Source organism: Cutibacterium acnes, from assembly GCF_003030305.1.
GTDB lineage: Bacteria > Actinomycetota > Actinomycetes > Propionibacteriales > Propionibacteriaceae > Cutibacterium > Cutibacterium acnes.
This window is the reverse complement of the sequence record NZ_CP023676.1, coordinates 171,406-192,504: the sequence shown is the minus strand read 5'-3', so window position 1 is coordinate 192,504 and position 21,099 is coordinate 171,406. Positions and strand designations below refer to the sequence as shown.

Sequence of the window (21,099 nt, the reverse complement as noted above, 5' to 3'; positions counted from 1 at the left end):
CAGCCACGAAGGAATGACGTGTCATGAGTGATCTTCACACCAAGTACATGGGGCTAACCCTGAGGTCGCCATTAGTTGCCTCCGCCGGCCCCATCCAGCAGAAAGTCGACGGGGTCAGGGCCCTCGCCGACGCCGGGGTCGGAGCTATCGTCATGTACTCCCTATTCGAGGAACAGGTGAGGCACGAGGAGGCTCGGCAAGCCGAAATCGAGCTAGAGTACATGGACTCGTTCGCCGAATCGCTGAGCTTCTTCCCGACCGTGGCCAGCAACGAAGGCGGCATTACCGAGCGCTACCTCGCCCATCTGGAAGCCAGCGCCAATGCCGTTGACATCCCCGTCATTGCGTCCCTCAACGGGGCCACAAACGGCGGCTGGGTCGACACCGCCAAACGGATGGAGAACGCCGGCGCAGCAGGCATCGAGTGCAACATCTACATGGTGCCCGGTGACCTTGAACAGTCAGCCGAAGAAGTCGAAGACCGCCACGTCGAGATCGTCCAGGCCGTCAAAGACGCCGTGAGCGTACCGGTTGCTGTCAAACTCTCGCCGTTCTTCTCGGCCCTCGGCAATATGGCTACCCGCCTGGATGCCGCTGGTGCCGACGCCCTAGTGATGTTCAACCGGTTCCTGCAGCCCGACATCAACGTCGAGACAATGCAAGTAGAGCCCGGGGTGTGGCTGTCTTCCCCGGCTGACGCTCGCCTGCCACTGACGTGGATTGCTGCACTGTCGGGCCGCATTGGCGCCTCGCTGGCTGCGTCCTCAGGCGTCGAGAGCGCCAACGACGTCGTCAAGTACCTGCTTGCTGGAGCCGACGTCGTTATGACCACTTCAGCGTTGGTGCGTCACGGCGCCGGGTACGCGACCGAGCTGCAGAAGGGACTGGAATCCTACCTGCAACGCAAGGAAGTCGACCTTGACACGCTGCGCGGAACGCTCGCTGTCCCGAACGATGCGTCGACCGCCGAGTACGAACGCAACGGTTACGTTGCGGCCCTCGAGAAGGCCAAAACAACCTATGGATCCTGACCCTCGAATGTGCAGAAGGGCCGGTGGCGATCGTCACCGGCCCTTCGCTATGTCCGATACCTATCGCTGACAAGGGCACGGGGATGCGCCTTGTCCGGAAGAGTCGCTTCTCCCCAACCTCGCACCTCTCCCCACCCTTACACCTCTCCCCGGCTCTCCCGCCGCGTGTGGCAATCGGGGTAATGATGATGTCCGGTGCCATCTCAGGTTGCTCACTCATTACTCACCAACCGAAATACCACACCACCTCTCGGGCGAATAGCGGTATCCAATGGCCAGGGCGCTACCGCAAAGGCGCGGTGTCGAACCCACCGGTTGAGCTGCAATGCTGGTGCGCGAGGCCGTCACATGATCACCACGACTCGACGTCATCTTGAACGTGCCAGCCACAAGCTCAGGAAACCGATCCGAGCGCCATGATCGGCCGCTGCCGGAATCGGTCCACACGACCGGCCACCGGACCCTGGGGCCAGCCGTGGTAAACGGGTTCCGCAGAGGGCCCCGCGCTACTTTGACTGCCTCCACGACGAAACAGAACCAGAATTTCCACGAGTTATCATCGATTGAGTACCGCTTCTGGTCGTCAGGAGGATCAATGTCCCACCCATCACACTTCACCGCCCCATCGCCCTCGAAGCGCCACCCCTTACGCACCCTGAGCCGCCTCGGAGTAGGCGGTCTACTGGCTTACGCCGGTGTCGGTCACCTCACCTTCGTCCGCGAGGAGTTCCAAGCTCAGGTACCCGATTGGGTACCGGTCGATGACGACACGGTTGTCTGGCTGTCAGGAGCCGCCGAGATCATCCTCGGCGCCGCCTTACTGTCAGGCCGTCACAAGAAGTTCTGGGGACGCAGCGCAGCTGCCTTCTTCGCCGCAATTTTCCCTGGCAACGTCGGCCAACTCGTCGAGCACAAGGATGGATTCGGCCTTGACGACGACCGCAAGCGCGCAATTCGCTTGCTCTTCCAGCCCATCCTGGTGGGCCTGGCTCTGGAAGGCACCCGCGAGGACTAACACCCAGGGCTACGGCTCCGGTCGTGGCGCTGTCCACAGGCAGCGACCATGCCCGGTAGGGTTAGTGTGCGCCCAAACCCAGGAGGAAAGATGCCGCAACGCAAGGTCAGCGTGATCAATCACTACGCCTTTCCACCGGGATCAGGCGGCATCACCCGGAACTTTGACATGTTTTCCCGGCTGCGCGGCTGGCAGCCCCATTTTTATGCTGCCAACATCAACCACACCTCCGGTGAGCGCATGACGGTTGACGACCCGCGCTACACCCTCGTCCCGATCCCGCAGTACAAGGGCAACGGAGTCAAGCGGGTCCTCGGCTGGGTTGCCTTTGCCGCCGGCGCCGGAGCCCGAGCCCTAGCCCGCCCGGCCGACGTCATTTTCGCCTCCTCCCCACAGATTTTGTCCCCCGCAGTCGGGATGGTCGTCGCCGCTCTTCGTCGCAAGCCATTCGTCGTCGAAGTCCGCGATCTATGGCCGGAATCCTTGGTATCAGGCGGCGCCCTCAAGGAGGGGTCAGCCCTGCACAAGGTGCTGCAAGGGTTGGAAAAAACCATCTACGCCCACGCTCGCCAGATCGTCGTCGTAACGAAGGGCTGGGAGGACCACTTCCGCGAAATCGGCATTAACGTCGACAAGATCACCGTCGTCCCTAATGGCGCCGACCTGGCCGAATACGAGGTCAAGGAGTCCCGCGAAGAGTTGCGCAAGGAGTACGGCATCTCCGGGTTCACCGCGGTGTTCTCGGGAACCCATGCCAACTACGTCGGACTGGACCTCATCGTCGATGCCGCCCGCCGTCTGCCCGACGTCAACTTTCTGTTGGTCGGTGCCGGGGCGCGTAAGCAGTGGGCCATTGACGAAGTCGCCAAGCTCCGCCTAACCAACGTCACTTTCCACGACCAGGTGCCGAAGTCAGAATTGGTGCGCATCCTGTCGGCCTGCGACGTCGGTCTGCACACGGTATCCCCGCAGTCGGTCTTCGACAAAGGTATGAGCCCCAACAAGCTCTACGACTACATGGCTGCCGGGCTAGCCGTCGTCTCCAACGCCAAGGTGCCCATCCGCGACGTCATCAGCGACGACGAGGTGGGCGCATGCGTCGACCCCACTGACCTGGTAGCCGGTATCGAGCGGGTACGTGACGCCGACGAAGCCACCATGAAGCGCTGGCACGAGCGGGCCCGTGAACTCATGGCAAACAAGTACTCCCTGCAGGCATCCGTCGACAAGCTGGCGAGGGTGCTCGAGAAAGCGCTATATCGCTGAGCGCGCGTCAGTTCAGCCGAACAACACCGCCGCCAGGGCCGGAACCGCGACAACAAACGCTGCAAGCACCACTCCCCACAGATCACGAGCACGCCAGCGCGACTCCACCGCGTAGGTCCGGCGGGTCGCCGTCGCGAATCCGCGGGAATCCATCGCTCGGCTAAGGACTTCCGAGGACCTCATGGCATACAGCACCATCGCGAAGGTCATTGACGACAGGTACGTGATCCTCGAGGACAGGGACCGCTTGGGGCCCAACCCGCGCAAGTTACGTACATCGGACTGAATGTGCCACTGGTCACCTAGGTGACCCATCCGCACCACTCCGGCCATCGAAGCCACTACCGGACGCTGCGACAGGTGGGTTTGCTGGGCCAAGGCGTCACCCAACCGAGTAGGGTCGATGGCCGCCGAGGCCAGCGCTCCGGGCAGGACAAAAACGAGGATCCTCAGACCCTGACGAGTCGCCTCGCTCCAGGCGGACGGGTCAGTGAACCCGCTGTGCAGTAACAGGGTCGTCCAGACCAGCATCACCGCAGCGATGAGAACCGGCACCGTCCGCACCACCAAGGGTTTGACATGGCGGGAGCACATCGGGGCCATCACGGCAGCCGGGATAAGTCCCACAGCCCCCACGAGGGGGGAGCGCACAAAGAGAGACCCGAAAATGCCAGCAATGGCAATGAGAAAAGCAACGAGGGGGTTGATCGTCGTCAGGAAGGCTGGTTTTTCGCCCGGACGCTCATTGGGAGTGGGGTCCGGGACGCGGTAAGAGGCGACGTCGACGACCTCGTCGGCCATAGCGATGACCTGACGATCGTGGGAGGAAACGACGACGGCGACACCTGAGTCAGCAGCAGCACGAATCGCTGACAGCACGCTCGCGCCGCGGTCGTCGTCGAGGCCGACAGTCGGCTCATCGAGAAGGAGAAGGTCGGGGCGCTGGGCCAGGGCTGCCGCGATAGCAAGGCGCCGCTTCTCGCCCCCGGAGCACGTCATGGGGTGGGAGTCCAGGATCGATTTGAGCCCGAAGGTCCGCACCAAGTCCCTAAGATCGGCGTCCTCCGGGACCATCGGCGAGGCAAACAACTCGTCGGCAGCCGTTCGAGCCACCAGGTAATTCTCCGGGTTCTGCGGCACCCAGGCGGTCTGGTCCGGCAGGGTGAGTTCGCCAGACGCGGGAACGTCAAGGCCAGCGAGCAGCCTCAGCAGGGTGGATTTGCCAACCCCACTCGGGCCCGACACAACGGTAATGTGACCACGCCGGGCAGACATGGTGACACCACCCAGCAGCACGTCGTCGGACTGGGGACGGTGGGCATCGAGGGAGCTGGTAGAAGCAACCACCTCGCCCGCGGTGGAGGTGTGTGACGGCAATGACGTTGCCTCACGCGAGTCCAGGAAGTCTTCAAAGTCCCAGATCTTCTTGAGGGTGCCGTGGTCGGTCAATTCGACGACCTGGTCAAGGACGCCACGCCACTGGTCGGGATGGTGATCGACGACGAGCACAGTTCGGTCGTGGGCCATCCTGGCGATTTCGTCACGGATCGCCGTAGCCGACTCCTCGTCGAGCATGGAAATGGGCTCATCAAGCAGCAACAGCCCGGGATTGGTAGCGAGGATCCCAGCGATGGCGAGGCGCTGCATCTGGCCTCCGGACATCTTCGTAGTCGAGTGGTCCATGGGCATGGTGAACCGGGCTCGTCGTTGGGAATCCTCGACGATCGGCCAGATGTCCTCGCGCGGGACACGATGGTTCTCCGGGCCAAAGGCGATGTCTCGTCCGCATGTAGCAGCAACGACGGAGTGGATCGGTTCCTGCTGCAACAGTCCGACATTCACGTCGCCGGACCACGTGTTCACCCGCCCGGTAAGGTCGTAGCTCTCTTCCTCCAGTAAGCCGCCGATGGCGTGCAGCAAGGTGGTCTTACCAGCTCCCGACGGCCCAGATACAAGCACCCGGGATCCTGCCCCCAAATGGAGGTCGATGGGGCCAAGAATGGGCTCGTCGCGATCGGGAACGCCGACCGTCATCCCCTCGACATCCACCGGCACCGCCCGGCGGCTGGAAACCTCGTCAACGTGGTCAGCATGGGTCAAGACGTCAGTCATGACAGGTTTCGCGATGAGATTGTGCTCCGGGGTGACTTCCCGCCACGCAATTCACGAGAAACTGCGAAGGGGCTGAGCGCACCGGCAGCCGCGAGGCCACGGACAATACCCCATGCCACCAGACCGCCGAGCAGAGCCCCGGAAACGATCATGAAAACGAAGTAGACGATCGTGTCGCCGAAACGGAACATCGGGTAGTAAGAGATGCGCTCGTAGATGGCCTCAGCGAAACCGGTAAGAGCCCCGGCCACCAGGACAAGCTTCGGACCGGCCTTGCGGTAGGCGACGACGAGCAAACACAGCTCCATCGGCAGGGCCTGGACGACACCGGAAATGAGGGTGCCAGCCCCCCACGGGCCGCCGAGAGCAGCCTCAATGGCGGCCGCCAGAACCTCGGAGAGTAAGGCTGCACCGGGTTTACGAACGATGAGCCCAGCAAGAAGTGCCGGCAGGAACCAGATGCCAGAAAGGATGCCCTCAATGGGCAGATACACCGACGTGGCCGGCTTGAGGAGACTATATACCGCTCCGTAGCCGAGGAAGATGACGCCGAATGCCACAACAATCATCACTGGAGTCACGATGTCGATAGTGCGGTATCGCATGGTGAGTTTGTCGTTGGTCATAGAAGTCCTTCCGCTCATTCGGAAGGGGCGCGAAAGCGCGAAGAGCCCGACTCCCTACGCCGGTCCTAACCGGTTCAGGTTCGAGGGTCTGGGCGGTGCCCACTCTCAGCATCCGACGATGCTCCCCTGTCGTTGCTCTCGATCATAGCTATGACGCCGTGAGATCACCACCGCTCGACGCCACTCGACGCCCGCAAACCACCCGTGGCAATCATGGTTGGGAAACACCCCGGAGCCACTCCTGGTGGTTACCCACGGGATCGAAAACCAATTCACCACACGTATCTTGCCCCTGGAGGACGCCACATCAGTTCCCCCGCAGGGCGCGATTCGTGCGCTTGGTAGGTGTGGCTGTCATGGGGTCCTCCGGCCAGGGATGTTTGGAGTAGCGCCCCCGGTTTTCAACCCTCACCGCGGGATACACACTGGCCCAGAAACTCGCCAGATCGTCGGTGACGGCCAGGGGCCGTCGCGCCGGGGATAGCAGGTGGAGGACCACCCTCACCCTGCCGTCACACACCGTCGGGCCATCAGTCCAGCCAAAACACTCCTGGAGTTTGACTGCAAGAACCGGAGAGGTGTCACTGCCAGGCTCGGGATAGTCGACGCGGATCCGCGATCCGCTGGGGACGGTGATGGTCTCGGGGGCGACCTCGTCAAGACGAGCGGATTCCTGCCAGCCCAGCAGCCCCCGCAACCCCGAAGCTGCGTCACTTCCCCGCCCTGCCGCCAACGCGTCGAGGTCAAGCCACTCCTCGGCGCAGGCTAGCAGAGCCTCATCGCTGACATCGGGCCAGGGATCACCAAACACCCGATGGGCCAGGGCAAGACGGCGTCGCAAAGATTCACCGTTCTTCGTCAGGCTCGCTACGTCAAGTCCCCCAGACCTCACTGCTTCCAGCGCCACGTGGCGAGCCCGTACCGGATCTGGGCGGACCGGGGTCGACGACAACTCGATCGCACCGAGGCGCGACACCCGCCTGCCCCGTACTTTCCCGCCATCCCAAGTCACCGGTGTGTCGTTCGTCAGCATCGCCTCACCGGACTCCAACGCAGCCGACTCCGAGAGCGGGACAGCGGCCCGGATGAGGGCGCCACTAGTAATGCGCGAGGTACGTGCCACCGCCAGCCACGGCTGCCCGAGCAGCCCTGGAGGGCAGTTGCGAGGAAGGTCAACCCCCGTGCCACAGGCCAGTAGATACGACGTAGAACCCACCCCTCGGCTGCGAGCGATCCACCCCGGGCGAGCAAGGGAAACGACGGTGGCGACGGCATCGTCATCGGTGATGTCGGTAGGGGGAACGTCGTTGATGAGCCGGGCCAGCCGGTCAGCTTCGCGGCGCCACATCGCGGCCTCTGGGTGTCGCCCCGATCGCAGTTGACGCCATTGCCCAACGAGGTCGACCTGGCCGTCTTCCAGGCCAAGCATGGCGGCGATCTCAGCACAGCGGCGCGATCCGATGATGGCGGCACCGTCGGTCAAAGCCCTTGCCAGACGTGGGTCAAGGGGAAACGTGGCAAGGTGACGCCCCCTCGCCGTAATCCGCCCCTCCGCGTCGACGGCCCCCAGATCTCGCAGTTCCTCTTCGGCCGCAGCTACCCGATCCTGTGGCAATGGTGTTGGCAGTGCCATCCCTTCGCCACGAGGGGATCCCCACACCGCCAAAGACAACAGGGACGCCACAAGGTCGGCGTGGTCGACCTCGGGGGTAGGGTCGGCATTCATGCCCGCCCAGTCCTGGGCACGCAGGCAGCGCACTGCTACCCCCGGGCCCAGACGAGCTGCGCGTCCGGCGCGCTGCACTGCTGAAGCGCGGGATTCCCGGACCGTCACTAGGCCCGTCATACCTCGACCACGGTCGAGTCTCGGTTCGCGTGACAACCCGGAGTCAACAACGAGCCTCACACCAGGCACCGTCAGGGAAGATTCTGCGACAGCCGTCGAGACAATAACGCGACGCACATTCCCTGGATCTGACAGAGCATGATCCTGCTCACGTGCCGACATCGCCCCAGACAACCCGACCACATCTATCCCGGCGAGCCGGGAACGCAAATCCGCGACGACGTGGTCAACCTCGCGGGCGCCCGGAACAAAAACAAGTGCCGACCCTTCAGTGTGGCGATCAAGCGCGTCAACGGTCACAGTGCCAAGATGGCCGAGAAATTCGCGACTCACTCCCCGAGATTCCACAGCAGCACCAGCTGCCGGTGCCCACTCCACCTCGAGTTCATGCAGAGCGGAGGCCACCTCGACAACCGGCGCCGGCTCAACACCGCCGAGAAAAGCTGCCCACCCGGAACTATCGACAGTCGCCGACATCGCGACAATGGTCAGATCATCGCGCAATTGAGCAACTTCACACACCATTGCCACGACGAGGTCAGCGTCGAGGTGACGTTCGTGGACCTCATCGAGGACGACGGCATCCACCCCAGTCAGGTCGGGGTCGCTGAGTAGACGGCGCAGCAACACCCCGGTAGTAACGAACTCCACCTTGGTGTCGCGGGTTGTCGTCGACTCACCGTGCACGGTGTGCGACGCGAACTCCCCGGGGCGGGTCCCGGTCAGCGTGGCAAGTCGGCGAGCAGCGGCCCTCGCTGCCACCCGGCGTGGCTGGGTGACGATAACCCGACCAGAACACCTCGAGGCCACCAAGGGCGGGACGAATGTTGTCTTACCAGTACCCGGTGGAGCCACGATGACGGCCCGCCCACCATGTAAAGCCGTGGTGATCTCGTCACGGTAGGCGGCAACCGGAAGTCCAGCCCCAACTCTCACCAGGTCTGGACCACAATTCCTCGTCACTGAGCGGTCCCCCACCCCAGCGTCTCCCTGTCGTCGAGAGGATCAGGAGCAGTGGCCTCAGCAACAGACCGATCGGTCATCGCCTCAGCGGGAGCGTCAGCCAGAGACCAGCGTGTCGCGGGGATCGCCAGCCATGAATCAGCCACCCTTTCAACGATCATCGTCATGATCATGACTGCGTCAGGCTCGGCCCCCGGCAACGCGGCAAATTCGTCAGGACTGACCCATTGCAGCTCTTGAGACTCCCCCGGACGCGGTTTTTCCGCCGGATCGCCATGGGCAACCATTGCCATGACGATGTCGGAGTGGAAATGGCCCGGGTAGGGGCTGTGGGTGTTGAGGAGCACCGGGGTGGGATGCATGAGGTCGTGTATGCCGTCAGGCAACCGGTCCCAGGGCTGCAGAACGCTCAATTGGTCGATGCTGTAGCCCGTCTCCTCATGAAGCTCGTGTGCCAGGGCCTGCCAGGGATTCTCGGTATGTTCGACGTGCCCGCCAGGCTGGATCCACAGGTTCATTTTGCGGTGTTTGTGCACCAGCGCCTTCCACTGCCGACGACGAACGCCGTCAGACGGAAACTGTCTGAGGATCCACGCACTGATCGTCACGTCATGTCCGTGCGGCTGCGTATGGAGATGTGGCATGGTCCCAGCCTGTCACGCTGGAAGCGGAAGTGCCCCTTCCGCGCCTCTCAATGAGACCTCACTCATTGCGAGTTACACCACATTTTTGGGAGTATCGTCTCATTGCAACATCATTCGGAGGATTAGATGGGCATCAATAACCTGTTGTCAGACATCGGCCTGCCGGGCCTGGGCTGCAAACCGGTTCTGACGGACTCCAAGCCCCGAGTTGTCATCGTCGGCGCCGGATTCGGCGGCTTGGCTGCTGCCGAAAAGACTGCCGAGGCAGGATGCGACGTCACCCTCATCGACCGCAACCCGTACACCACATTCCAGCCGCTGCTGTATCAGGTGGCAACCGGCGGTCTCAACCCTGGCGATGTCACCTACCGACTTCGCTCCTTCGCCGCTAACAACGGTCCTCACACCCACTTCCGTCGCGCTTGTGTGACCGGTATCGATACCGAGAACCGGATTGTCGAGGTCGACAACGGCGACCCGATCTCCTACGACTACCTCGTCCTGTCCCAGGGCGTCGGGGCCAACTTCTTCGGAACCCCTGGTGCCGCCGAAAACTCGTACACCATTTACACCCGTGCATCCTCACTGCGCGCTCGCGACGCGATCTTCACCTACCTTGAGGATCTCGACACCCAACGTGACAAGACCTTCGACGTCATCATCGTTGGCGGCGGCCCGACCGGCGTCGAAATGGCCGGCACCCTCGCCGAGATGAAGTCAATCGGCATCCCGGCGATCTTCCCGGATGTGTCCACCGACCGGGTCCACGTGACGCTCGTCGAGATGGCCAACCACCTCCTCATGCCCTTCGACCCAGCGCTGCGCCACTACACCCGCCGCCAACTGCAGAAGCGCGGCGTGGATGTGCGCACCAATACCGCCATCGCTGAGGTGCGCGAGGATTCCGTGCTCCTCAAGGACGGCCAGACTCTCCCGGCCGACATGGTCATTTGGGCCGCTGGCGTCGGTGCCCACAAGTCTGTTACGAATTGGGGATTTGAGCAGGGCCGAGGTGGCCGCATTGCTACCGACGGCACCCTCCTCGTCAAAGGCCAGGATCGCATCTTTGCTGTCGGCGACGGTGCCATCAACACCGAGGATCCCAAGCCCCAGCTCGCCCAACCCGCCATCCAGGGAGGCGAGTGCGTTGCTCGTCAGATCGTTCACCTCGAGCTCGGCGAGCCGCTGGAGAAGTTCGAGTACAACGACAAAGGCACGATGGCGACGATCGGCCGCAATTCAGCCGTCGTGCAGCTGTCCGAAAAGCTCAAGTTCACCGGTATCGGTGCATGGCTGACGTGGGTCACCGTGCATATCTTCACCCTGCTGGGCGGCCGCAACCGTCTGCAAGCCATGATAAACCTCGGCGCCCGCTACATCGCCTTCCATCGCGAGGCCGGAGCCATCGTCGGTGACGTTCTCAGCGAGGAGGGTAAGGAGAACATGAACAAGAATGCCCTTCGCGACGATGATGAGAAGGGCGCCAAACCCATTGATGGGAAAGAGTGAAAAAGATGAGTAAGCCCGAAGTCAACCCTGAAGAGATCAACAAGGGCACCCTCGTTGCCGTCGCGGTGGCTGCTGTCGCCGTTATCGGGATCGCACTGAAAGCCATGCGTAAAGGCCCTAAGGATAGGAAAACGGGCTCCCAGGACCCGTCCTTGTTCGAGAATCTCGCCACGCGCAAGCCTTCCGGCGGGCGAGTGACCCAACGTCGCGACCCTCGAGCTGATGGTCATGCAACCCCGATGGGTGGCACCGGGCGAGTCTCAACAGCCCCGGACTTCTACTCCTACAAGTGACGATTCGGTGTGAGTGACGCGAGAGTGTCGCCCCTCCGTCTGTCGTAGTGAGACGCGAACCGGGAGCAGCACTACCCATCGATTTACGGTGGAGTCACTCACCAGGGCTCCCATGCCAGACCTCTAAGCTTCCTGGTTTGAGCTGGCTAGCCTTGAGCTTTCCCCTAGGGGTCCTTCTCCCGTCGTGTGGCAATCGGGTGTCTAAGCACCGGTCATGCTGCGTGAGATTGCAGCTGGGTTGATCATCACCCCGATTTCCACAGCGCAGCAGAGCCGAGGGGCCGCGAAGGATAGGGCAAGGTTAGGCCTGGTTTCCGGCACGTGAGCCATGTACCGAGCCGCGCCTCAAGCTGGGGCGGCGCCGCTCATAATTCGTCGCAAAGCGAACTCGGTAAACATAGTTTTGGGCCGATGACGCCGGTGGAGGTGGGAGGCGAGCCAGTCTAGGACAAACCTCGGGTCCTCGCGGAACATGGTTGGGGTGACGTGAAGCACCTTCCAGCCGTGGCGGTCTAAATGCGCTGAGCGCATCATGGTCGCCTCAAACCCGTCAATCGTCCCGTGTACCGATCGGCCATCAATTTCCAAAGCCACCTTCTCAGCCTCGAAGGCCCGGTCCAAGTAGTAGTAGCGGTCGCCCACACGAACCTTGTGATTCGGTTTGTGCCCCGTGATCCCAGTAGCACGCAGTACCCTGCCCATCTCTAGTTCTGGAATCGACCACGCAGCCAGACAGATGTCGGCCAGAGCAGCATCAACCTTGGTCTTGGGATACCGACCTGTCAGGCTCTTACGAGCTTGCCGGCATGATTCGGGCGTCACGACTCGTTGCCGGAGGGCCTCACACACCCATCCCCACTCGCCCTGAATAGCCAGTATGAGAACCGACACTTCAGCAGTAGCGATGCGAATTTGCTCTCGCTCGGTTATAAACCAGTGAGGTATATGCCACCGACGCACTCGAATTCCCGGCCGGGTGAGACAACGAGTTGTAGAGAAAGCCTCCACATCCTTAACGCCGTAGAAGTCCATGGGCCGGGTTGTACCCGGGGCTTTCATCCCGAGCATGATAAGGGCAGCCTTTCCGACCAACACAATGTCACGGTGCCACAACAACAACGCCCGGATAATGATCCTCGGGTCTCGGGCCACAGCAGACGCAGCGACCACCCCCGGCAGGATGCGGACAGCCTCCCCTCGAGCTACCGCCCGGTCGGCCTGGCCTCGGACATAGCTGTGCCGGTAAATACGGGCAACGCCGCGTCGATCGAGTCGTTCTCCAAGATTCCTCACACTAAAAGTTGTCGTCGGAGGAGCCGATTTCCTCCAACCATTTTCGGTTCTGTGGACAACCCCGGCCGGGGTACTCACGCAGCCTGTGGAAAACTGCCTCGTGACCCCAGCGCCTGCTACCGGGGATGGCTTTGAGGCCGATCATTACCCGAATCACCACACGGAAGCTGGAAAGGGCGGCGGAGACTCCACCAACTGTTGGCCGGGCACGGGACCGGGGAATCAGCCCTCGAGCAAACCGGCTACCAGATCGATCAAGGCCTCGGCTTGGGACTCGAAGTTGAGCCCCGACTCAACCGCTCGACGCCCAGCACAGCCCATCTCCCGACACCGCTGCGGGTCCGCCAAGAGCTCGCTCAGGGCATCTGCAGTAGCTGCGGCATCCTCAGTATCAACAAAAATCCCAGCCCCGTAACCATCGAACATCTCGCGCCAGGCCGGAAAGTCCGAAGCCGCAAATGGCACTCGGGAAGCCATGTACTCGAACAGTTTCGTCGGCAACGACGCGACATAGTTCGGCAGCGGCTTGAGGAAGACCAGTCCGACCTGCGCGCTGGCCAACACCTGCGGCACCTCGGTAGGGGCGACCAGACCGAGATGCTCCACAAACCCTTCTGCCACGGCATGCTCCACCGTTTCCTGGCAGCGTGGCAGCACACGTCCGGCCAGCACCAAATGCGCCTGTGGCACCTGCTTACGGACTGTGCGCGTCACCTCGATCATGAAGGAAAGCTTGCGCTCCTCCGACAAGTCCCCGACGTATACGAGCTGCCCCGGCACCGGCTTGGGTGGCACCGTGTAGTTACCCAGCCACGGGTAATTTCGCACTACCGTCACTGAAGCGCGGCGGAACCTTTCCCCCACGGTCGGTGTAGCCGCCACGACGGCGTCGGCGCTGCGCTCGGCTAGCCCCACAAGTCCACGAGCGGCCATCTTGGCCAGCGGCCGCGTCACCGCGCCTAGGTACGGCTTAGTGTCAACCTGGCCGATGAGATCCTCGTGAGCGTCGTAGATTACTTTGCAGTGATGGCGCCAACGCCACACCAGTGCCAGCAGAATGAGCTCCGGGTCGTGAATATGCAGCACCTCGGGCTGGAGGGCTTGCAGGTGGCGCCATGCTTCCCGCTGACTGACGACGAGTCGGCGGACCCGGCCTTCCTCGCGGTGTAAGGCGACGACGGGGACCCCTTGGTCGATCCCGTCACGGTCAGCGGAAATGACGAGGTGGTAGTCGTGCCCAGCTGCGACAAGTGCCTTGGCTTCTTTGTTGAAAACCCGGTTGTCGTGACCGTGATGAACTGTCGAGAGGGAGACGACCCTGCCGAGGCGGGAAGAATTCGCCATCAGGAACGGTCTCGCTCGCCGGCTTTCAACAACACGGTGGCGACATTGCGAGCAGCCTTGCCGTCACCGTAGGGATGCCCCGGATCGCTCTCGGGGTGCGGGCGCGTGGCGTACTCGCTCAGGTGCTCGGCATCGGGATCGAGCACGTTCCAACCGTTCTCGACGGTCTCCACCCACTCGGTCTCGGTGCGCACCGTCGTGCAGATAGTGCCAAGCAGGAAGGCTTCTTTTTGCAAACCACCCGAGTCGGTGATGACGCCAGCGGCGTTGGTGACGGCGTTAACCATGTCGGGGTAAGCCAACGGGTCAATGGTGGTGAGGTTGCCGCGGGCGACAGTAAAGCCGTCGGACTCGGCGCGGGCGCGCAGGCGCGGGTGTACCGGCAGGATGACCTTGCGATCTAGGCTGCCGAGGGCGTCAAGAATGTGGGCCAGACGCTTGGGGTCGTCAGTGTTGTCGGCACGGTGGATCGTCGCCATGACGTACTCCTCGCCCGCCTCGACACCGGGTACCGGGCGCGGGTTGGCGAGGACGGAATCGCGCACCTGCAGGCACACGTCGGTCATGACGTCTCCGACAAGAACTGCACGGGAGGCCAGCCCCTCATCGGCCAGATGTCCCATGGCTACCTCGGTCGGGGCCAGGCACAGGTCTGCGGCGTGGTCGGTGAGAACTCGGTTGTGCTCCTCGGGCATGCGACGGTTGAAGGAACGCAGCCCGGCTTCCAGGTGGGCCACCGGCAGGTGCATCTTGACCGCCGAGAGGGTGCCGGCAATGGTCGAATTTGTGTCGCCGTAAACGAGCACCCAGTCTGGGCCCATGTCCTCAAGCACCGGATCAAGCTGCTCGAGCATCCGGCCGGTCATGACGCCGTGGGAGCCGCCTCCTACACCAAGATGCAGGTCCGGGTTCGGGATCCCGAGCTCGACGAAGAAGGAATCCGACATGTTGACGTCGTAATGCTGCCCGGTATGGATGATCTTGTGGTCGATCCCCTCGGCCGCGAAAGCCTTAGCCACCGGGGCCAATTTCACGAATTGGGGACGAGCCCCGACGATACTCACGACGCGCACGACGCAATCCTCTCGATGAGATAGTCAGCCTCTCCCCGAGGCCACATGGCAGCGCCCGAATCGGGAACTGGGCGCAATGCTGGCACTCTACCTTCCACTACCCACCGTGACGACCTGAACAATGCTGGCGCGCTGCATCATCGATGGTGTCCCGATACGCCAGCTCCATGAGATCGAGGCTACGCTCCCACGAATACGTCTCGACGACGTGGTGGCGACCAGCCCCACCCATACGCCGACGCAACTCAACGTCATCAACCAGCTGCATCAAGGCAGTAGCGCTGGCAATAACGTCACCACGGGGGACGATCAAGCCGGTAACACCATCCTCGACGACCTCTGCCGGACCATCCGCATCGCTGACGACCGCTGGCAGTCCACAGGCTCCCGCCTCGATGATCGCCACTCCGAAAGACTCCGAATCCAGGGTCGATAGGGCGGCAAAGATGTCCAAACTACCCAAGGCATCTCTGACCTCAGAATGATCAATGGCACCGCGAAACTCCACCGAACCGTCCGGGACAAGACGGCGAGCCAAGACCTTGAGGGGATTCTCGTCTGGGCCGCCGCCCCAGATATGAAGGACGGTATTAGGCCGCTCATCATGGACCCGACTGAAGGCACGGATGAGTTCACCGATCCCATATTTGGAGTGGAGAGCCTTGATAGTCCCGATGCACACCACCCCGTCACCGTCGTTCGCATCACGCCGCCTGTCAGGGGGCGTGAGTATTTCCGTATCAACGCCGAAGGGGGTAATGGATATGGGTTTGTTCACCAAGTCACGCGTGACACGCGCCATGCAGTGGCTTGTCGATGCGATCCGAGTAGCTGAGACCAAGTTGGATCGGACCATGTGACGCATGAGGGGATTTGCCCGGGGGGAATCGTAAACGTCACTTCCCCACACCGACAGCAGCGTCGGGGCGTCAATATGGGCAAGACGAGCGAGCAGACCATAACCGGTCGCATAGTGGACGTTGACGATGTCAGGTTGCACCCCAGCCGCCACTGATCGCAGCCAGCCGGCATTGACGACGTATTTTGCCTTCCCACCGTGTGGGGCCAGATGGATCCGGACTCGGGAATCAATGGAGTGACGGCCCACCGGATGGACTGATGCCAGGTGAACCTCGTGACCTCGCTTGACCAGTCCATTGACCCATCGAACGGTGTGGATGGACGATGCCGCACCGACAATAAGTATCCGCACACCTTCCCCTCTCGTACTGCAACGCCGATGCCCGCTCTCCTTTAAGGCACCGGCGGTCCCACACTACCGTGACCTACATACGTCCAGACACGACATGCGGTGGAATTCAGTCACCTCGTCATTGCGGCGTTTCCTGACGGGACGAACTCGCCGCCAAAACACATACCAGCCACCCGAGTTGGTTCACCGACTGAACCAAGTAGGTGCTGTTGGCAAGTGAGAGCACCGGCATTGCAGTGATGAGAGCAGCCCCCCACCATCGTCGTGACCGCCAACATCGACCAATGGCCAGACACCAACACACTGCCACTAGGGCGGTAACGACCAAACCGTATTGGGAGGCAATCTCCAGGATCCCGTTATGGGGATCGGACTTGCCATGCGGAAACCATCGCTTTGGCGCAGCGAGGATGTTAGCCCGATATCCTCCCGGACCCGCTCCAAGCAGGGGGTACTCCATCACGAGCGCAAGACCCCAAGCCAACAAAGTAGTCCTCACCGCGAAGGATGATGGGCCCTCATCGTTGTGGTGAATCAGTACACCGATGAACCTGTGCCATACCAACCCGGCTTGGTGCAGGTGCGTCACCACGATTACCACGACGACGACCATGACCACCCCGGGAAGCACCCAGCGCCACCGTCGAACCGCCCACAACCGCACCATAACGGCCAATAACAGCGCCGCGTAGACTATGCGACTGTCCGTCGCTAGTAACAGCCCTAAACCGGTCACCGCCGTGGCTATGGCAGCTATCCGCACCCACCGAGTAGCGCTTCGCACGCCAACCACACCGACCCACACGGAGCCTACAGCCAGGAAAACCGCGTAAAGGTTGGGGTTGGTGAGCCACGTCGCCGGCTGGCGATAAAGCCCTGGATGGTTCCGCCATGCCCCGTCGGCGTAAGTGCCCAAGTGTCGCGCGGTAAGGATTTCCCAGACGGCCAGCGGTGCCCCCACCCAGACTGCGACCGCCCAACCGATCGCAACATCGCGTAAGGCACGCTCACGACGTATGTGCCTATCCGAGATAAGTCTCGCCACTGACCATGCCCCCGCCAGGGCAAGACCGGCCCCCATCAGACTCGAAAGGTCTCGACGCGGGCCCAGCCTCATAGCACCTACCACACCGGTTACGGCCCACGCCACCGCAACGACCACGATGGCGCAAGCTGCGCGACTGAATCGTCGCACCCAGATGGGATAAATCCATCCCGTCACTGCGCACCCGACTAGCAACACCACCAAGATGCGGTAGCCGAACACTCTTCCACTGCCGGCCCAGGGCCCCAGGAGGGCTGCCGGAGGCAACAGCACCAACAGCCCCTCGACGATCTTGTCGAGGAAGCTGCCGGAGTACTCAGGCCTCCCCGTCACCAACGACGATGACCTCGACGTCTCCCCATACGGCTGGATCGACGACGTGACGACCGTCGACGAGCACCTTGATACCCGGCAGGTCCGCCGGGGTCAGTTCGGCGTACTCGGGATGGTCGGCCTGCAGTAGAGCGCCGTCAACCGGATCGCCGATGTGGTAGGCCTTAAAGCCGAACTTGCCGAGCTCCTCGTCGGTGAACATCGGGTCGTGGACGCTGACGTCAGCGCCAGCCTTGGCGAGGATGTCAACAGTCGGGAAAACCCCGGAGAAAGCAGTTTCCTTGACCTTGCCCCGATAGGAAGCGCCAAGGACGACAATCTTTTTACCGGACAGATCACCGAGCACCGAGGCGGCCTGGTCGACGCAGTACTGGGGCATCGTCATGTTGGCCTCGCGGGCAGTGCGGACGATGGTGGCGTCCGGGTCGGTCCATAGGTAGAGGCGCGGGTAGACGGGGATGCAATGACCTCCGACGGCAATGCCGGGACGGTGAATGTGGGAGTAGGGCTGCGAGTTGCAGGCGTCAATGACCTTGTAGACGTCGATGCCGTTGGCCGCAGCGTACTTGCCGAACTGATTGGCCAGGCCAATGTTGACGTCACGGTAGGTGGTCTCGGCAAGTTTGGCCATCTCAGCGGCCTCAGCGGTGCCCATGTCCCAGACGCCGTTGGCGCGAGGAAGGTCGTCACGGTCGTCGAAGTCGAGAACTTGCTGGTAGAAGTCGATGCCCTTGGCAGTGCCCTCGTCGTTCAAGCCGCCGACGAGTTTCGGGTAACGACGCAGGTCAGCGAAGACGCGACCAGTGAGAACGCGCTCCGGGGAAAAGACGAGGTGGAAATCTTTGCCTTCACTCAGACCAGAGATCTCCTCGATCATGGGCTTCCAGCGATTGCGGGTGGTGCCGACCGGCAGGGTGGTCTCGTAGGAGATGAGGGTGCCGGGGGTGAGGTGCTCGGCCAGCGACTTGGTGGCATTTTCCATCCAGCCGAAGTCCGGTTCCCAGGTCTCGTCGTTAACGAAGAGCGGGACGACGAGAACTATCGCGTCGGCGCCGGGGATGGCCTGGGAGTAGTCGGTGGTGGCGGTGAGCTTGCCTGCCGGGACAAGCTTCTTCAACTTCTCGTCAAGAAAGGCCTCACCGGGAAAAGGCTCATTGCCCTTGTTGATCTCGTCCACGACGCGCTGCTGCACGTCGACGCCGATGACGTCGTGACCCTTCTCGGCGAACTGCACGGCCAGGGGAAGCCCGATCTTGCCCATGGCGACGACGGCAATTTTCATTCCTGAACTCCTTGGGATTCGCGAATACTCCGTCAGTCTATCCGGGTACGGCACCTCGACGAGTCCGTGTTATGCTCACGCCGTCGCAAAGACGCTCGCACCAGGCCCCGACAAGGCCTTTCGCAAGCCGCAGTTGCGTCGAGTGGTATTCCCAAGGAGAGCCCGTGTATCCCGCCGAAAGACACAAGTGGCTGATCGATACTGCCCGCGAGACCGGTCGAGTATCGGTTGCTGAAGCCTCCACTGCACTAGGAGTTGTCCCCGAGATCATTCGCCGTGACCTCGACCAGTTGTGCAATCAGAAAATGCTGCGGCGGGTACACGGTGGCGCTATCCCGATCGAGTTCGACCTGCTGGGCGACCAGCCCCTCGCCACCCGAGACTCCTCGGCAGTGACGCAGAAGGAACAAATCGCCCGGGCGGCACTATCCCATCTACCTAGTGACAAGGGGTCGATCATCCTCGACGCCGGATCGACAACCGGTCGGTTAGCGTCGATCATGCCCTCCACAAGGCGGTTCACCGTCTTTACGAACTCATCCCCGATCGCCAGTACGGTGGCTACCCACAGCAACTGTGACGTCCACCTGCTGGGAGGACGACTGCGCCCCACCACTCAGGCCACCGTCGGTAACGTTGACGCCATTTCCCGACTCCGCGTCGACGTTGCCTTCATGGGCACCAACGGCATTTCCCCGACGCACGGCTTATCCACTCCTGACGCCGATGAAGTCGCAACTAAGGCAGCAATGGTCGCGAGCGCCCATCACGTCGTGGTTCTCGCCGATTCTCGGAAGATGGGTGCGGAATCGACGATGAGGTTCGCAGAGCTGGGCGACGTTGACGTCATCATCACCGACTCTGGGGTGACTCCTCACCAAGTCGACATGCTGCACAAAGCTGGCGTCGAAATCGTTATCGCCTGACATCGGCTTCTGGTAACCAGCGACACAGCCCCCTTATCTGCTGGAGAGCATCACACCGGACGCCACGAACACCGCTTCGATAAGCTCCACCGCGCGGTGTGGAAATCTGGGTGATGATCGCGTCAGCAACCATCGCCCATGGCAGTACCCCACGTCGTAACCCGGATTGCCACATCGATGTTTGGACCACCTATGCCAGCCCTCGCTCCGAGAAACCTACACAACAAATGTCCGTATTAGTGTGTTTACGAACTAGAGTGTCACACATCCCAACATTGATGGTTCTCTCGGGCCCGAGGAACCGTTGGCCAAAGCCGAAGGAGTCCACGTGATCGTCACCGTCACGCTCAACCCGAGCATTGACCGCACAGCGCCCATAGCTGGGCCGCTGCGGCGCGGGCAGGTGAACCGACTCGGCAGTTCCACCGAGGTCGCCGCCGGTAAGGGGGTCAACATCTCACGAGTCCTTCGTGGGGCTGGAATCGAAACCTGCGCCGTGGTGCCAGCCGGAGCCAAGGGCCGCCTGACCCTCGGCCTCAACCACGACGACATCCCGCACCAAGTTGTACCCGTTGCGGCAGCGGTGAGAACCAACCTCACCATCACCGAACCTGACGGCATTACAACCAAGATCAATGAGCCCGGAGCCGACCTCAGTCCTGAGGAGCTGACCGCAGTTGAGGAGGCCATCGTCGAGAAGTCCTCCGGCGCGCAATGGGTCGTACTGTCAGGATCCTTACCCCCGGGCGTACCCACACATTGGTATGCCACAATGACCGACCGCCTCCATGAGATCGGCGTCAAAGTCGCCGTCGACACCTCCGATCAACCCCTCCAAGAGCTGGCGGCCCGCCTCCCCGACTGTGCCCCTGACCTTGTCAAGCCGAACTCCGTCGAGCTCGGCCAACTATGCGGGATTGACGGCGACTCTCTCGAGTCTGCTGCCACAAGGGGACAGTTCGACGACGTTGTCGTGGCCGCCCGAGGTCTGCACGGCATCGCCGAGGTAATCGTCACCTTGGGCGGGACCGGCGCTCTGCTCATCACCGAACACGACGCCTGGCACGCCCGGCCAGAGCCGGTCGAGGTGAAGTCGACTGTTGGCGCCGGAGACTCCTCCCTGGCCGGATTCCTGCTGGCGCGCACCCGCGGCGACCAGCCCGAAAACTGCCTGCGCGCCGCCGTGGCGTGGGGCACAGCAGCCGCCGCTCTACCGGGGTCAACCATGCCGACCCCGTCACAGGCCGACGCCATTCACGTCAGCCTCACCCACCTGTAAGGAGAA

Annotated in this window: 20 protein-coding genes and 1 riboswitch; of the genes, 7 read left to right on the top strand and 13 right to left on the bottom strand. The window is 62.2% G+C overall.

All coding sequences use genetic code 11. The features are described from left to right. Positions 1-23: 23 nt before the first annotated feature. Positions 24-1,031: a dihydroorotate dehydrogenase-like protein gene (locus CPA42_RS00890; RefSeq protein WP_002515697.1), complete on the top strand. Its 1,008-nt coding sequence runs from the start codon at positions 24-26 to the stop codon at positions 1,029-1,031. Positions 1,032-1,250: 219 nt separating this feature from the next. Here CPA42_RS00890 and CPA42_RS00885 read toward each other — a convergent pair whose 3' ends face one another. Next, the gene (locus CPA42_RS00885) at positions 1,251-1,478 is read right to left on the bottom strand and encodes a hypothetical protein (protein WP_002515746.1); all 228 of its coding nucleotides are present in this window, start codon (positions 1,476-1,478) and stop codon (positions 1,251-1,253) included. 148 nt (positions 1,479-1,626) lie between these two features. Between CPA42_RS00885 and CPA42_RS00880 the strand changes: the two genes are divergently transcribed. Both CPA42_RS00880 and CPA42_RS00875 read left to right on the top strand, forming a co-directional pair. Then, on the top strand, positions 1,627-2,046 hold the full coding sequence (locus CPA42_RS00880) for a DoxX family protein (RefSeq protein ID WP_002515901.1): 420 nt from the start codon (positions 1,627-1,629) through the stop codon (positions 2,044-2,046). Positions 2,047-2,136: 90 nt separating this feature from the next. Next, on the top strand, positions 2,137-3,312 hold the full coding sequence (locus CPA42_RS00875; RefSeq protein ID WP_002515847.1) for a glycosyltransferase family 4 protein: 1,176 nt from the start codon (positions 2,137-2,139) through the stop codon (positions 3,310-3,312). Positions 3,313-3,324: 12 nt separating this feature from the next. Here CPA42_RS00875 and CPA42_RS00870 read toward each other — a convergent pair whose 3' ends face one another. The 4 genes from CPA42_RS00870 to CPA42_RS00855 all read right to left on the bottom strand — a co-directional run bounded on the left by CPA42_RS00870 (position 3,325) and on the right by CPA42_RS00855 (position 9,503). Further along, on the bottom strand, positions 3,325-5,424 hold the full coding sequence (locus tag CPA42_RS00870; protein WP_002515789.1) for an ATP-binding cassette domain-containing protein: 2,100 nt from the start codon (positions 5,422-5,424) through the stop codon (positions 3,325-3,327). Beyond that, entirely contained in the window at positions 5,421-6,050 is a 630-nt protein-coding gene (locus CPA42_RS00865) for an ECF transporter S component (RefSeq protein ID WP_002517296.1), read from the bottom strand. The genes CPA42_RS00870 and CPA42_RS00865 overlap by 4 nt, the downstream gene beginning before the upstream one ends. Before the next feature lie 34 nt (positions 6,051-6,084). Next, positions 6,085-6,188: riboswitch (TPP riboswitch) on the bottom strand. Positions 6,189-6,357: 169 nt separating this feature from the next. After that, on the bottom strand, positions 6,358-8,874 hold the full coding sequence (gene hrpB / locus CPA42_RS00860; RefSeq protein WP_002515728.1) for an ATP-dependent helicase HrpB: 2,517 nt from the start codon (positions 8,872-8,874) through the stop codon (positions 6,358-6,360). Continuing rightward, a complete protein-coding gene (locus CPA42_RS00855) occupies positions 8,856-9,503 on the bottom strand; it encodes an NUDIX hydrolase (RefSeq protein WP_002515921.1) in 648 nt (215 codons plus the stop codon). The genes hrpB and CPA42_RS00855 overlap by 19 nt, the downstream gene beginning before the upstream one ends. 126 nt (positions 9,504-9,629) lie before the next feature. On the opposite strand from CPA42_RS00855, the gene CPA42_RS00850 reads away from it, so the two are divergent. Continuing rightward, positions 9,630-11,012 carry an NAD(P)/FAD-dependent oxidoreductase gene (locus CPA42_RS00850; RefSeq protein ID WP_002515932.1) on the top strand — a complete coding sequence of 461 codons (1,383 nt, stop codon included), beginning with the start codon at positions 9,630-9,632 and terminating at the stop codon, positions 11,010-11,012. Then, on the top strand, positions 11,009-11,305 hold the full coding sequence (locus tag CPA42_RS00845) for a hypothetical protein (RefSeq protein ID WP_002515710.1): 297 nt from the start codon (positions 11,009-11,011) through the stop codon (positions 11,303-11,305). The genes CPA42_RS00850 and CPA42_RS00845 overlap by 4 nt, the downstream gene beginning before the upstream one ends. Before the next feature lie 345 nt (positions 11,306-11,650). On the opposite strand, the gene CPA42_RS00840 is transcribed toward CPA42_RS00845, so the two are convergent. From CPA42_RS00840 to CPA42_RS00810, 7 genes are all read right to left on the bottom strand, one after another. Continuing rightward, positions 11,651-12,598 carry an endonuclease domain-containing protein gene (locus CPA42_RS00840; RefSeq protein WP_002515717.1) on the bottom strand — a complete coding sequence of 316 codons (948 nt, stop codon included), beginning with the start codon at positions 12,596-12,598 and terminating at the stop codon, positions 11,651-11,653. 1 nt (position 12,599) lies between these two features. Next, on the bottom strand, positions 12,600-12,743 hold the full coding sequence (locus CPA42_RS00835; protein ID WP_002518636.1) for a hypothetical protein: 144 nt from the start codon (positions 12,741-12,743) through the stop codon (positions 12,600-12,602). 77 nt (positions 12,744-12,820) lie between these two features. Then, positions 12,821-13,942: a glycosyltransferase gene (locus CPA42_RS00830; RefSeq protein WP_024513533.1), complete on the bottom strand. Its 1,122-nt coding sequence runs from the start codon at positions 13,940-13,942 to the stop codon at positions 12,821-12,823. After that, positions 13,942-15,015 carry a non-hydrolyzing UDP-N-acetylglucosamine 2-epimerase gene (gene wecB / locus CPA42_RS00825; protein WP_002515914.1) on the bottom strand — a complete coding sequence of 358 codons (1,074 nt, stop codon included), beginning with the start codon at positions 15,013-15,015 and terminating at the stop codon, positions 13,942-13,944. Before wecB ends, CPA42_RS00830 begins: the two co-directional genes overlap by 1 nt. Positions 15,016-15,112: 97 nt before the next feature. Beyond that, the gene (locus tag CPA42_RS00820) at positions 15,113-16,228 is read right to left on the bottom strand and encodes a glycosyltransferase (RefSeq protein WP_002515854.1); all 1,116 of its coding nucleotides are present in this window, start codon (positions 16,226-16,228) and stop codon (positions 15,113-15,115) included. A 118-nt stretch (positions 16,229-16,346) separates the two neighbouring features. After that, a complete protein-coding gene (locus CPA42_RS00815; protein WP_002518634.1) occupies positions 16,347-17,606 on the bottom strand; it encodes an O-antigen ligase family protein in 1,260 nt (419 codons plus the stop codon). After that, a complete protein-coding gene (locus CPA42_RS00810; protein ID WP_002515750.1) occupies positions 17,590-18,888 on the bottom strand; it encodes a nucleotide sugar dehydrogenase in 1,299 nt (432 codons plus the stop codon). Before CPA42_RS00810 ends, CPA42_RS00815 begins: the two co-directional genes overlap by 17 nt. A gap of 164 nt (positions 18,889-19,052) precedes the next feature. Here CPA42_RS00810 and CPA42_RS00805 point away from each other — a divergent pair, with 164 nt between their 5' ends. Continuing rightward, the gene (locus CPA42_RS00805) at positions 19,053-19,814 is read left to right on the top strand and encodes a DeoR/GlpR family DNA-binding transcription regulator (protein ID WP_024513532.1); all 762 of its coding nucleotides are present in this window, start codon (positions 19,053-19,055) and stop codon (positions 19,812-19,814) included. Here CPA42_RS00805 and CPA42_RS00800 read toward each other — a convergent pair. Further along, positions 19,804-19,989 carry a hypothetical protein gene (locus CPA42_RS00800; RefSeq protein WP_002515812.1) on the bottom strand — a complete coding sequence of 62 codons (186 nt, stop codon included), beginning with the start codon at positions 19,987-19,989 and terminating at the stop codon, positions 19,804-19,806. The genes CPA42_RS00805 and CPA42_RS00800 overlap by 11 nt on opposite strands. A 129-nt stretch (positions 19,990-20,118) precedes the next feature. On the opposite strand from CPA42_RS00800, the gene CPA42_RS00795 reads away from it, so the two are divergent. Further along, positions 20,119-21,093 (top strand): 1-phosphofructokinase, encoded by a 975-nt coding sequence (locus CPA42_RS00795; RefSeq protein WP_002518630.1) that lies wholly within the window; start codon positions 20,119-20,121, stop codon positions 21,091-21,093. The last annotated feature ends 6 nt before the right edge of the window (positions 21,094-21,099 follow it).

What these genes read in the sequence shown, in the direction of transcription:
- CPA42_RS00855 (WP_002515921.1), bottom strand. Translation starts at nt 9,503, where the DNA reads ATGCCACATCTCCATACGCAGCCGCACGGACATGACGTGACGATCAGT.
- CPA42_RS00800 (WP_002515812.1), bottom strand. Translation starts at nt 19,989, where the DNA reads ATGTGGCAATCCGGGTTACGACGTGGGGTACTGCCATGGGCGATGGTT.
- CPA42_RS00875 (WP_002515847.1), top strand. Translation starts at nt 2,137, where the DNA reads ATGCCGCAACGCAAGGTCAGCGTGATCAATCACTACGCCTTTCCACCG.
- CPA42_RS00880 (WP_002515901.1), top strand. Translation starts at nt 1,627, where the DNA reads ATGTCCCACCCATCACACTTCACCGCCCCATCGCCCTCGAAGCGCCAC.
- CPA42_RS00850 (WP_002515932.1), top strand. Translation starts at nt 9,630, where the DNA reads ATGGGCATCAATAACCTGTTGTCAGACATCGGCCTGCCGGGCCTGGGC.
- CPA42_RS00870 (WP_002515789.1), bottom strand. Translation starts at nt 5,424, where the DNA reads ATGACTGACGTCTTGACCCATGCTGACCACGTTGACGAGGTTTCCAGC.
- CPA42_RS00810 (WP_002515750.1), bottom strand. Translation starts at nt 18,888, where the DNA reads ATGAAAATTGCCGTCGTCGCCATGGGCAAGATCGGGCTTCCCCTGGCC.
- CPA42_RS00830 (WP_024513533.1), bottom strand. Translation starts at nt 13,942, where the DNA reads ATGGCGAATTCTTCCCGCCTCGGCAGGGTCGTCTCCCTCTCGACAGTT.
- CPA42_RS00890 (WP_002515697.1), top strand. Translation starts at nt 24, where the DNA reads ATGAGTGATCTTCACACCAAGTACATGGGGCTAACCCTGAGGTCGCCA.
- CPA42_RS00835 (WP_002518636.1), bottom strand. Translation starts at nt 12,743, where the DNA reads ATGATCGGCCTCAAAGCCATCCCCGGTAGCAGGCGCTGGGGTCACGAG.
- CPA42_RS00865 (WP_002517296.1), bottom strand. Translation starts at nt 6,050, where the DNA reads ATGACCAACGACAAACTCACCATGCGATACCGCACTATCGACATCGTG.